The following is a 12345-nucleotide window of genomic DNA, read 5'->3' as shown; positions in this document are numbered from 1 at the left end:
GCGCCCGCCCGGTGCGGTGTCGACGTCATCGGAGTTCCTCCTCCCGGAACAACGCGCGCAGGTAGACGATGGTCACGGCCAGGAGCAGCAGCGTGAGCATGACCGCGATGGCCGAGCCCATGCCGAAGTCGTTCTGACCGAAGGAACGCACGTAGGACCACACGCCCAGGTTGAGCATCTGGGAGCCGCCGACGTCGCCACCGGGCATCAGGTAGATCTGCGCGAACACCTTGAAGTCCCAGATGGTGGACAACACCGTCACCACGGCGAACACCGGGCGCAGGGTGGGGAACGTGACGTTCCAGAAGCGCTTCCACGCGCCTGCACCGTCGATACGGGCCGCCTCGTACAGCTCCTTGGGCACGGTGAGCAGGCCGGCCAGGACGGTCACCGCCACGAACGGGAAGCCGCTGTGCACGATGTTGAGGGTGACGATGGCGTAGAACCAGAACCGGTCGGCGAACCAGTTGTACCCGCCGGGGTCGATCACCCCCAGGCTCATGAGCGTCTGGGCGACCACACCCTGGTCGACGTCGAAGATCCAGATCCACACGTAGGTGCCGCTGACCGCGGGCATCGCCCAGGCCACCATGATGCAGGAGACGACGATGATCCGGGTGACGGGTCTGAGCGTGGACAGCAACAGGGCGACCAGCGTGCCGAGCACGACCGTGGTCACCACCGCGACCAGGGCGAACGTCACCGTGTTGACCAGCACGACCTGGAGCAGGTACGGGTCGGTCAGCAGGGTGACGTAGTTGGACAGCCCGACGAAGTCGGACTCCCCCGAGACCAGGTTGCGCAGTTTGAAGTCCCGGAAGGACAACCACACGATCCGCCCGATCGGGAACAGCAACAGGATCCCGATGACCCCGAGCGGCGGTGCCAGGAGCACCCACGGCAGGAGGGCGCGCCGCCTCCGCATTCCCAGAAGCGGCGCGCGGACCGACCGTCGGTATGTCGGTGCGGGCATCAACTGCCCTCGTTGAGGATGTTCTCGATGGCCTCGGCCGCGGCGGCGGTGGCCTCCTCGACCGTGGCGTTGCCGTTGAGGATGTCCTGCTGCATCCCGACGATGATGCCCTCGGCCTCCACCTGCGACCACGCCGGGACGGCCGGGGTGCTCTTGCCCGCCTCCAGCAGCTGGATCGCGAACGGCTGCACCAGCGGGTCCTCGGAGTCGGCGTACTCCTCGATCTCCGCCACACCGGCGGGGAAGAAGCCGCTCTCCTCACCCCAGCGCTGGAAGTACTCCCCGTCGGTCAGCAGGTCGACGTACTGCCACCCGGCCTCCTCGTTGCCGGTGCCCTCGAACACCGACAGCAGCGAACCGCCGGCGAAGGACTCGGTGTAGCCGTCCTCCTGGCCGGGCAGCACGAAGACGCCGAGCTTGTCCTCCAGGTCCGGGTTGTTCTCGATGATGGCCTTGGGGTTGGAGCTGTTGGAGATCGCCATGATGGCCTGCTCGTCGGAGAGCGCCTCCATGACGTCGATCTCGTTCCAATTGACCGCGCCCGTGGTGGACAGGCCGTCCTCCAGGGCCAGGTCGGTGAAGAACTCGACCCCGGCGCGACCCTCGGGTTCGTCGAGCGTGGAACTCCACGTGCCGTCGGCCTCCTCGACGGCGACCTCGCCGCCACCGCCCCAGACCCACGGCATGACGGAGTACTGGGCGTTGCCGGGCACGGGGAAGGCGATCATCTCCTCCTCGGCCTCGGCGAGGTCGATCGCGGTCTCACGCAACTCGTCCCAGGTCGTGGGGGCCTCGTGACCGTGCTCCTCGAAGAGGTCCGCGCGGTAGATGATCGAGCGGATCGACGCGTACCAGGGCACGCCGTAGGCGGCGTCGTCGATGGTGCCCATCTCGTACATCTCCTGCTGGAAGCGGGAGGGGTCGTCGATGTAGCCGGAGAGGTCGTGCAGGGCGCCGGCGTCGGCGTACTCCGGGGTGAAGGTGGTGCCCAGCTCGATGACGTCGGGGGTGGTGCCGCCCGCGATGGCGGTGGAGATCTTGTCCTGCGCGTCCTGCCAGGGCACGAACTCCACGTCGACCTCGATGCCGGTGTCTCCGGTGAAGGTCTCGTTGACCTCGTCGAAGAAGGCCGAGGCGTCGGGGTTGGTGCCCTCCATGATCCACACCTGGAGGGTGTCGGTGTCCCCGCCCTCTCCACCACCGCCGCAGGCCGTGGCCGCGAGCGCCAGAGCCAGAGTGGCAGCGGGGAGAGGGACGTACTCGTGTACTCGTCTGCGTGCCATCGGCTCGCCTCCCGCATTTTCGTTCGAGGGTCCCCGCAGGGTTGGTAGGAAACCTACGTAATGAACGACGACTTGTGAAGTAAACCACTGCCACTTGTGTCTGACCTGTTAGGGGAGGCCGGCCGCGCCCACCGTCAGTCGCTCAGACCGGTGACCTGGCGCAGGGTGGCGACCAGTTCGGCGCGCTTGTACACGGCCAGCCCGATCGCGGCGCAGAACGCGGCGAGCATGTGGACGTAGACCATGGGGTCGCCCCTGGTGAACCGCTCGGCGGTCTCCTCCTCGCCCACCGAATGCGCCTCCCAGGCGGTGGAGACCGCGAACTCCAACTCCGGTGGGAGCATCTCGGCGACGGTGCGGGCCACGGCCTCACGGGAGTCGGCGGGTTTCCACGCCACACCGGTGGCCTGCACCCGGCGGCTGAGGAAGGCCGCGATCACCTTGAGCTCGGACAGGACCTCGTCGGAGTCGTCGGTGGCACGCGGGATGACCCGGTCCAGTTCGTCACGGTTGTGGTCCACGTACGCGCCCACCAGCGCGATCGCGGTCTCCTTGACGTGCTCGGGCGGCTCGGGGGCGGGAACGGGTTCGGGGGCGTGGTCGTCGGAGGACACTGCGGGTCCCTTCACGGCTGCTGGTACGGACGCCACCATGATGCCCCCTGGGCGCTCCCCGACGGGGCAGGCGGCGGGGGTGTCCGCGTGCGGCGAACACCCCCGTGGTCGACGTCCCCGGTCTCAGAAGTCGGGGCGCAACGGCATGCGCGACGCGGTGCCGTCCTGTTTCACCCCCAGGATCTGGTGGAGCTGCACGACGTCGCGCTCGAACCCCAGGACGCATCCGGCCATGTACAGACGCCACACACGCGCGGTGCCCGCACCGACCTCGGCGACCGCCTCGTCCCAGTGGCGTTCGAGGTTGGCCCCCCAGTGGCGCAGCGTCAGGGCGTAGTGCTCGCGCAGGTTCTCCTGGTGGCGGATCTCGAACCCGTTGTCGTTCATGGCGGTCTGGATCCGGGCCGGGCCCTCCAGCTCACCGTCGGGGAACACGTAGCGATTGATGACGCCCTTGGTCTTCATGGGTTTGAGGTCGTTGCGGGGCCGGGTGATGCAGTGGTTGAGCAACCGGCCGCCCGGCACCAGCTTGTCGTGGAGGGAGGCGAAGTAGGCGTCGAGGTTCCTCGAACCGATGTGCTCGGTCAGACCGATGGAGCTGATCCGGTCGAAACTGCCGTCGGGCACGTCCCGGTAGTCCATGTGGCGGATCTCGGCCAGCTCGGACAACCCCTCCTGGGCGATCCGCTTGGCCCCCCACTCCGCCTGTTCCTTGGAGAGGGTCACCCCGATGGCGCGCACACCGTGTTCGCGGGCGGCGTGCCGGACCATGCCGCCCCACCCGCAGCCCACGTCGAGCAGGGTCATGCCGGTCTCCAGCCCGAGCTTGCGGGACACCAGGTCGTACTTGCGGGACTGCGCGGACTCCAGTGCCCCGTCGAACGCACCCACCCGGTCCAGCCCACCGTCCGCGTCGTCGAACACCGCGCAGGTGTAGGTCATGGACGGGCCCAGGACCAGCGCGTAGAAGTCGTTGGAGACGTCGTAGTGGTGGTGGATGACCTCGGCGTCGCGCTGTTTGGAGTGGCGCGGTCCCCGTCCCAGCAGGGTCGTGCGCTGCATCTCCTGGGGCGGCGGCGCGACCCGGTTGACGAACTTGACCCAGCCGACGGAGCGGACGATGTCCACGATGTCCCGGACGGACACGTTGACGCCCTCGGCGAAGGTGAAGTCCGCCATGCGTCTGAGGACGTCGTACATGTCGCCCTCCAGTTCCAGGTGTCCGCTCACGTAGGCGCGGGTGAGGCCGAGCGCGTTGGGCGATCCGGCCAGGTGGTTGATCGCGACCGGTGTGCGCACGTGCAGGGTGACGTCGCTGTTCGGGTCGCCCGCGGAACTGCCGTCGTAGGCGGTGAACCGGATCGGCGCGTCGGGTCCCACGACACGCTCGAAGATCTCTGCAAGCCGCATGCTGCGTCCTTCCTCCTCACGGATGCGGCCCGACCCTCGGGTCGCGTTCCAGCGGGTGGTCTGCGGTGGTCTCAGCGATTGCGTACGCACTTGGCGTACAGATCCAGAAGCCGCCCCCGCGGGTCGTAGATCTCCTTGAGGTCGCGGTAGGCGTCGCCGTTGTACAGCGCCCAGAACTCGTCCTCGGTGTAGAACGCGTCCGAGTACAGGGACTTGTGCCCGCCCAGGCGCGTGACCTCCTCCTCGACCCGCCGGTTGTGGTGGGCGCGCCGTTGCCCCGGCAGCATGTCGACCAGCCCCCAGAAACCGAAGTTCACGTAGAGGTCGTCGTTCTCCAGCGGATACAACGGCCACACGTGCCCGTCCTCGGGCGTGCCCGGGCGGCGCGGTTCGCGCAGGCGCAGCGGGCACATCCACACCGGGCTCATACCGATCTCGGTGTGGAAGAAGTCGAGGAACTCCGCGCCGCGGCCCACCTCCACCTCGATGTCCTGGATGAGCGGCTCCTGGGGGCGACGACCCCGATAGTGGGCGAGCAGCCGGGAGAAACCGGTGCGCCGGTCCCAGGCGACCAGCCTCCGATAGACGTCGGAGCGCTTGAGCGCACGTGGCCACCACGGGCGCACCCACGGGTTCTGGGTACCGAACGCACGGGAGCACCAGAACCAGTCGGTGTCCCAACGCCACAGGTAGTCGTGGATGGTCAGGTAGTCGCCGGGGCCACTCCCGGCGTAGCGCGGGATCGACCTGTAGTAGACGTCGACGCCGGTGTAGTCGCTGGTCCAGGGGGCCTCGTCGGTGAGCCGGGCCAGGGTCAGGTACTGCTCGTCGGGGGCGAAGGCCACCCCGTCCACGAAGTCGACCCGCTCCCCCGCGTGTTCGGCGTCCGCGCAGATCCGCGCCAGGGCGTCCATCGCCTCTCGGGCGTCGGAGAAGCGCAGGTGGCGCAGGTGCACGTAGGGGGACACCGGTTCCAGTTCGATGCGCAGCCGCAGGGCGTAGCCGAGTGTGCCGTAGGAGTTGGGGAAACCGAAGAAGAGGTCGCTGTGGGCGTTGTCGCGGGTCGCTGTCACCACCTCCCCCGCCCCGGTGAGGATCTCCATCTCCTGGACCGACTCGTGCGGGAGCCCGTTGCGGAACGAGGAGGACTCGATGCCCAGGCCGGTGACGGCACCGCCCAGGGTGATCGTGCGCAACTGTGGCACCACGAGGGGCATGAGGCCGTGCGGCAGGGTGGCGGCGACCAGCTCCTCGTAGGTGGTCATGCCACCGACGTCGGCCAACCGTTCGACCGGGTCGATGGAGATGACGCCGTCGAACGCGGACACGTCCAGCGCCGGAGCGGAGGAGGGGGCGCGGAACCGGAAGAGGTTGGAGGTGGGTTTGGCCAGGCGCACCGGGGCGCCGTCGGGCAGGGCCCGGAAGTCCCGGCGCAGACGCTGGACCGCGGCGATGTGCTCGGCGAGCCCCGGACCGGAGCCGGTGGCCTTGTACTGCGGAGTCGTGCCGGGCTGTTCACGGGTCATACCGGGTCCCCTGACGGTTCGCGAGGCGCAGCGTGGGTCGGCCAGGACCGGTGCGTGTGGCGTGCCGGGGCAGGCCGATCACTCTGTTCTACCTAGCGGTAACGGTTCTGTGCCACCCCATTTCGGTACGTGTCTCCCCCATGCTCGGCCACATCCGGTCAGGGCCGAAGGCGACGCACAGGACACCCGAGGTCACCTGCCGTGATGTCGTGGTCACCGGGGAGGCCGCATAGGATTCCGTTCCGTGCGCATCGCTCTCGTTGACTCCGGCATCGGCATGCTGTCGACCGCGGCCGCCCTGCACGCCGCCCGTCCCGACGCCGATCTGTACCTGTCCATGGACCCGGACCACATGCCGTGGGGACCACGGACCACGGACCAGGTGATCCGGCGCGCCCTGGCCGGGGCCGACGCCGCCGCCCGCGCCGCCGCGGAGGACGGCGCCGGCCTGGACGCCGTGGTCGTGCCGTGCAACACCGCGTCCGTGCACGGGCTGGGGGCGTTGCGCGCGGAGTACGAACCTCGGATCCCGGTGATCGGCACGGTGCCCGCGATCAAGCCGGCGGCGGCGGCCGGCACGCCCATCGCGGTGTGGTCCACCGAGGCGACGACCCGCAGCACCTACCAACGTGGCCTGGTGGAGAGCTTCGCCAAGGGCGTGGCCGTGACCCCGGTCGCCTGCGTGGGCCTGGCCGAGGCCGTGGAGTCGGCCGATTCCGGGCGGATCGCCGACGCCGTGGGCTACGCGGCGTCACTGACCCCGCCGGAGGTACGCGGGGTGGTCCTGGGCTGCACGCACTACGACCTGGTGGGTCGGCGGATCTCCGAGGCGTTGGACGGACGTGCGGTCCTGTACACCGCGGCGGACGCGGTGGCCGCCCAGGCCCTGCGCCGGATCGGACCCACCGAATCGCCGACCGGGCGTGCGGGTCGTGTGCGGGTGCTGGCCAGCGGGCGCCCCGCGCGGTTGCCCGCGACGGCGCTCACTTACCCGGCGGGACGGGCCCTGCTGGCCGGGGCCCCCGCCGACCTCTGACCTCGGCCGTCGCGGCAGGGGCCGACCGCCCTGCGCACCGCTCGTGTCTCGGGGCCGGTACCGCCGCGGAACCACGGCCCCGACCCTCTCCGCGTGGCGCCGGGCGATCCCGGCCCACGCTCAGCGGGGCTCGTGACCGCCGGCGGCCTGGACCATCGGGTACTCGGCCTCGGGCGCACGGTGCGCACCCCTGGGCGGAGCCTGCACGGAGCCGCCCCCGGCTGCCGGTACCGGAGTACCGCGCGGCGGGGTGGTCGGCGCGGGACCGGACGGCGCGCCTCCGGGGTGCGAGGGCACCGGTTCCCCTTGTGTCGGGGCACGATGCTCCGGCTCCTGCTGTGCCGGGGCCTGTCGTACCGTCGCGGTCGCCACCCGCTCGGCCTGGTGCGGCAGGGCGCCGGCGGCCAGGGTCCGTACGAGGTCGCGCACCCCGGCGGTGTCGTTGTCGTGCAAGAGGGTCTCCAGCAGAGACAGGGCGGCCCGCTGGTCACCGGGGCGACCCCGGACGTGGCGCCACTGCGGTTCGGTGGCGGCGTCCGACAGCATGAGTGTGCGTCCCACCTGGCCGAGCGCGCTGAGCAGGGCCGAGTCGTGCGGCAGGTCGGCCAACGCGACGTTGACCTGTTCGGCCTGCTCCTCGGGGTTGACCTCCTCCGCGGGCTGGGCCCGCAGGAACTCCAGGATGCTCTGGGCCGGGGCCAGCGACCGGACGGGGTCCATGCCGTGCACCATCGTGCGCGCCTCGGCCAGGTCTCCGGTGATCTCCTCGGCGGCGCCGAGTTCGGAGATGAGGCGTTCGGCCCGCTGGGCGGAGCACTCTGCGACCCACCGGGCCCCCCGCCCGCCGGCCAGCCGGGTGGCGGTGAGGGCCATCTCGGCGCCACGACGCGGTGCGCCCACCCGCTCGAAGTAACGGGACCAGGTGGTCACGCGCACCCCGAGGCGCCAGTCGTTGCGCACGCTGCCCTGACAGACCAGGTTCTCCACGGCCTCGGCCCAGGCCGGACGCAGGCTCGGGCAGCCCTCCGCCTCGTCGACCGTGGGCAGCAGGGCGATGGCCTTGCGGGGGTCGCACAGTCCCAGGCGGGCCAGCCACGACAGCAGGCGCGCGCGTTCGAAACGGATGGCCCGCTGGAGGGCTGCGCGGCGCGGGTTCGGGGTACCGCGCTCCTCCCCCAGTTCGAGTTCGGCCTCCATACGGTCCAGGGTGTCCAGGGCGTCGGCGTGCTTGTCCTGGTGGCGCAACGCCCGCACCAGGGCGAACACCCCTTCGGAGCCGAGCAGGGCGGGTCCGGTGGCCGTGTGCTCGTAGCGGCGCAGTTCCGCCTCGGCGCGGTCGGGGCGCTCCTCGTCGATGAGCAGGTGCACGCGGGCCAGGGTGAACGCCGGCCAGACCGGGGTGTCCTCCCATCCGGCCAGCGTGCGGGCGGAGAGCAGTTCACGGCGGGCCTCGACGGTGCCGCGGGAATCGATGTTGGCGTGGCAGCGCACCAGAGAGGTGAGCGCGGAGACCGGCAGTGGGCCGTGCTCGTGCGGACCGGGTTCGTCCCCGACCGCGGCCCGTGCCTGTTCCAGTGCGCGGCGCCCCTCACCGAGGGCCGTCACCCGCACCGCCAAGGGCCAGTGCGCCAGGAAGAACAGTGTGGGCGGTCCGAACACCCCCGGCACCGCGGCCTCGTGGTTACCCGCCTCGGCGACCAGTCGCCTCGCCGTGCGCATCGCCGACCGGGCCAACGCCTCGACCTTGACGGCGTCCCCGGCCTCGCTGAGCTGCGGCAACAGGGTCACCGCCTCGGCCAGATCGTCCTGCCCGGCGGCCCGCAGTCGGCGCGCCGTCTCCCCCGCCCATGTCCACATCGGCATGTCTCCACTCCCCCTGACCTAGCCGTGCGTCAACAGAACGTAGCAGCGTGGTGACAGAGCTGTCCGGAAAACGCGTGAAACCGGTGCAGCTTGGGCACTCCGTGGCCGGCCCACTCGTTGTCCTGGTGGATAGACTCGCTGCCAAGCCGGCGAGAAGCGGGAACGCAGACATGCACTAAGGGGACATGGCGCCGATGGGATGGCGAGACCGATTCGGACTCCGCAAGGCCAACCGTAAAGGCAAGGCCCGCTTCGACCGGGCCGCCGAGGATTCGGACATCAAGGCGCTCATCGAGTTCGCCAAGAACAGGGTGGGTGTCGAGTTCTTCGTCGAACCCGAGACCTTCGCGACACAGACCACGGCGGTCGCGGTCGCCACCGACGGTGAGTGGATCCGTCGCCGCTGCGGTTCCCCCGACGTCATCCGCAAGGTGGCCAAGGATCTGGCCGCACCCGCCTACGACGTGCAGATCGTCGGCTACCCCCAGCGGATGCGGGACTGGACCGCGCGCAACAAGCGCGGGCTCTCCATGGACGATTGACCTCCCCCGACGGGCCGTCCGGACGTGAGTCCGGACACCCCCGGAGTCCGCCACGGCACACCCGAAACCCGTTCCCCCGTCATTTTGGGCATTGATGACGACTCCTTGCCGCGACTTCCTCGCCGAACGGGTTCCCTAACGGGCTCCATCCGTCGCATACTCACCTGGGAGGGGGGACTCTGATGAAGCAGGATCTCACTGCCTTGTGTTGCGAATGCGGCATGGTTCGCGAGGTGAGCGACTACCAGAGTGTCGGCGAGGCCCAGTCCGCCTACGGGCTGGCCCGCTGCGTGGTCTGGCGCAAGTGCCGTTCGTGCGGCTACCGCACCTACCACGCCTACCTGCGTTCGGACGAGGAACGCGACGAGTTGGAGGACGCCCTGCGCCTGGACGGCGCGCTGGCGGCCGAGGCGCTCGACGAAGAGGTGGAGCAGCTCCGTCTGTGCGGGGTGGAGGTCGGACACGCTCCGGTCCCGGCCATCTGGGACGGCCAGTCGGTGGGCATGGTGACCCAGCGCCTCACCGACCAGGCCTACTCGATCGTCCTCGACCCGGAGGCCTCCGTGGTCTCCAGACTCAAGCTCATCGACATGATGTGGAACGAGCTCCTGGTCGGCGAACACGACGACCGCTGGCACATCCAGGAGCCCGAGGACGATTCCCCCGGTTACGCGGTCCGGTTGTTCGGTTACCGTACGCGCGGCTGAACGGGCCGTGAAGGCGATGGCCGGGCACCCGTGGGTGCCCGGCCTCCTTCATGTCCGTGGTCGGGTGGGACCGGTGCGGTGGACCGATCCACCGCACCGCACCCCGGCGCGGCCGAGGGTCCGTGTCGGACCGACGGGGGCGCGGGACGCGCCCTGACGGGACCGCTGGGGACGTGAGGGTTCAGGCCGCGGGTTCGGGCTCGGCCGCCCCGGCCTTCTCCGCCAGTCGGCGCAGCGCCGCCCGGGCCACCTCGGGGTCGGCGGTCCCCCAGTACGGAGGCAGGGAGGAACGCAGGAAACCGCCGTAGCCCGCCGTGGCCAGGCGCGGGTCCAGGACGGCGATCACCCCCCGGTCGTCGGTGGAACGCAGGAGCCGGCCGGTGCCCTGGGCCAGCAACAGCGCCGCGTGGGTGGCCGACACCGCCAGGAACCCGTTGCCGCCGTGCGCCGAGATCGCCCGTTGGCGGGCCGAGGCGAGCGGGTCGTCGGGCCGGGGGAAGGGGATCCGGTCCACGATCACCAGCTGCAACGACGGCCCGGGAACGTCGACGCCCTGCCAGAGCGACAGGGTGCCGAACAGGCAGGAACGCTCGTCCTCGGAGAAGCGGCGCACCAGCTGGCCGGTGGAGTCCTCACCCTGGCACAGGATGGGCTGATCCAGGCGTTCACGGAGTTCGTCGGTGGCCTGCTGGGCGGCGCGCATGGACGAGAACAGGCCGAGGGCACGTCCGTCGGAGGCCTCGATGAGCGCGGCGATCTCGTCCAGGTACTCCTGGGAGAGCCCGTCCCGACCGGGTTTGGGCAGGTGGCGGGCGACGTAGAGGATGCCGGTGCGGGCGTGCTCGAAGGGTGACCCCACGTCCAACGCCCGCCAGCGGGGCTCCCCCGCGGCCCGGTGCGGACCGTCCTCACCGGCGTCGCCCGCGCTGTCGGGCCCCTCGGTCGCGGTGTCCTCGGCGGCGACGTCCGCGGCGGTGCGCGGAGCGGCCTCGACCGGCGGAACCGGAGCGGGGGTCCGCCCCGCGGCGAGGTCGGCGGCCTCCTGGACCACCTCGCGCCCCAACCCCCACTGACGGGCCAGCGCGGTGAAGTCGCCGCCCAGGGTGAGGGTGGCGGAGGTGAGAACGACGGTGCGGTCACCGAAGAGCTTCTCGCGCAGCAGGCCGCCCACCCCGAGGGGGGCGACGCTGAGCGACGGCGGCTTGGAGGGGGCCTTGGTCAGCCAGACCACCTCGGTGCGGTCGCGCAACGGAGGCTCGTAGGACTCCAGGATCCGCACCGCCGTCTCGCGCACCTCCTCCAGCGCGGCCAGGGCCAACCGGCGGTCGGAGGCGGCGTCGGGTTCGATTTCGCCCGGGTTGGGGCCGATGGCGGTGACACAGGCGGCCGCGGCGTCGCGGAGGGCGGCGACCGCACCGGCCAGTCCCTCGTCGATGTGGTCCAGGCGCCCCTCTCCGACCTCGGTGAACATCAGGGCCAGTCCGTCGGCGCACTCGCCGAGCCGTTCGCTGATGCCCGGCTCGACCAGGCGCGCGGCGCGCTTGGCGGCCACGGACACGGTCCGCTCGCTCAGCGCGCCGGTGGCCACCGAGGTGGCGCGATCGACGAGCTCGTGCGCCTCGTCGATCATGATCGTGTCGTGTTCGGGCATGATGTGGTAGCCCTGCGACATGTCGATCGACAGCATGGCGTGGTTGGTGACCACGACGTCGACGCCGGTGGTGGCCTCGCGGGCGAACTCGGCGAAGCACTCCTGACCGAAGGCGCACACACGCGCGCCCATGCACTCGTTGCCGCCCACGGACACCTGGCGCCAGGCCAGGTCGCCGACCCCGGGCACCAGTTCGTCACGGTCACCGGAGACGGTCTCCTCCGCCCACTCGTGCAGACGCGCCACCTGACGGCCCACGGAGGACAGTTGTCGGGGGTCGAAGAGCTCGGCGCCCTCGGCCTCCTCGTCCGTCCCCGCGTGGAGCCGATGCCGGCACAGGTAGTTGCGACGCCCCTTGAGCACGGCGAACGTGGGCTCACGAGGCAGGAGCGGAGCGAGGGCGTTGGCCAGGCGCGGCAGGTCCCGGTCGATGAGCTGGTTCTGGAGAGCGATGGTGGCCGTGGAGATCATCACGGGCTTCTTGCTCTCCATGGCACGCCGGATCGCGGGCACCAGGTACGCCAGGGACTTGCCGGTGCCCGTGCCGGCCTGGACCACCAGGTGTTCGCGTTGCTCGACGGCCGTCGCTACGGCCTCGGCCATGGTCTGTTGTCCCTCGCGGCGACTGCCGCCCAAGGCCTTGACGGCGGCGTCGAGCAGGGTGGGGACGTCGGGGAGATCTGCCACCCGTCGACAGTACCCGTCCGGGACGACAGCTTCGGCGTCGTCCACAGGCCCGG

Annotated in this window: 10 protein-coding genes; 3 read left to right on the top strand and 7 right to left on the bottom strand. The window is 70.6% G+C overall.

Features of this window, described 5'->3' with window-relative positions:
- Positions 1-25: 25 nt before the first annotated feature.
- The 5 genes from DSY14_RS00985 to DSY14_RS00965 all read right to left on the bottom strand — a co-directional run bounded on the left by DSY14_RS00985 (position 26) and on the right by DSY14_RS00965 (position 5806).
- Complete coding sequence (locus DSY14_RS00985; protein ID WP_374223963.1) at positions 26-973, bottom strand: carbohydrate ABC transporter permease; 948 nt, start codon at positions 971-973, stop codon at positions 26-28.
- Positions 973-2256 carry a sugar ABC transporter substrate-binding protein gene (locus DSY14_RS00980; protein ID WP_211714467.1) on the bottom strand — a complete coding sequence of 428 codons (1284 nt, stop codon included), beginning with the start codon at positions 2254-2256 and terminating at the stop codon, positions 973-975. Before DSY14_RS00980 ends, DSY14_RS00985 begins: the two co-directional genes overlap by 1 nt.
- A 134-nt stretch (positions 2257-2390) precedes the next feature.
- A complete protein-coding gene (locus DSY14_RS00975) occupies positions 2391-2870 on the bottom strand; it encodes a hypothetical protein (protein ID WP_211714466.1) in 480 nt (159 codons plus the stop codon).
- 123 nt (positions 2871-2993) lie between these two features.
- On the bottom strand, positions 2994-4280 hold the full coding sequence (locus DSY14_RS00970; RefSeq protein WP_211714465.1) for a class I SAM-dependent methyltransferase: 1287 nt from the start codon (positions 4278-4280) through the stop codon (positions 2994-2996).
- 71 nt (positions 4281-4351) lie between these two features.
- Positions 4352-5806 carry an FAD-binding oxidoreductase gene (locus DSY14_RS00965; RefSeq protein ID WP_211714464.1) on the bottom strand — a complete coding sequence of 485 codons (1455 nt, stop codon included), beginning with the start codon at positions 5804-5806 and terminating at the stop codon, positions 4352-4354.
- A gap of 244 nt (positions 5807-6050) precedes the next feature.
- Between DSY14_RS00965 and DSY14_RS00960 the strand changes: the two genes are divergently transcribed.
- The gene (locus tag DSY14_RS00960; RefSeq protein ID WP_307851093.1) at positions 6051-6842 is read left to right on the top strand and encodes an aspartate/glutamate racemase family protein; all 792 of its coding nucleotides are present in this window, start codon (positions 6051-6053) and stop codon (positions 6840-6842) included.
- 120 nt (positions 6843-6962) lie between these two features.
- Here DSY14_RS00960 and DSY14_RS00955 read toward each other — a convergent pair whose 3' ends face one another.
- A complete protein-coding gene (locus DSY14_RS00955; protein ID WP_249187110.1) occupies positions 6963-8705 on the bottom strand; it encodes a hypothetical protein in 1743 nt (580 codons plus the stop codon).
- Positions 8706-8899: 194 nt separating this feature from the next.
- Here DSY14_RS00955 and DSY14_RS00950 point away from each other — a divergent pair, with 194 nt between their 5' ends.
- Together DSY14_RS00950 and DSY14_RS00945 are read left to right on the top strand one after the other, a co-directional pair.
- Positions 8900-9247: a hypothetical protein gene (locus DSY14_RS00950; RefSeq protein WP_211714463.1), complete on the top strand. Its 348-nt coding sequence runs from the start codon at positions 8900-8902 to the stop codon at positions 9245-9247.
- 182 nt (positions 9248-9429) lie between these two features.
- A complete protein-coding gene (locus DSY14_RS00945) occupies positions 9430-9954 on the top strand; it encodes a DUF6315 family protein (protein ID WP_211714462.1) in 525 nt (174 codons plus the stop codon).
- 181 nt (positions 9955-10135) lie between these two features.
- On the opposite strand, the gene DSY14_RS00940 is transcribed toward DSY14_RS00945, so the two are convergent.
- Positions 10136-12292, bottom strand: a complete 2157-nt coding sequence (locus DSY14_RS00940) for an ATP-dependent DNA helicase (RefSeq protein WP_211714461.1) — start codon at positions 12290-12292, stop codon at positions 10136-10138.
- Positions 12293-12345: the final 53 nt, after the last annotated feature.

Origin of the sequence: Nocardiopsis sp. MG754419, assembly GCF_018207095.1 — a bacterium.
Classification (GTDB): Bacteria; Actinomycetota; Actinomycetes; order Streptosporangiales; family Streptosporangiaceae; genus Nocardiopsis.
The sequence above is the reverse complement of the archived record's forward strand: the minus strand, read 5'-3'. Positions and strand labels throughout refer to the sequence as shown.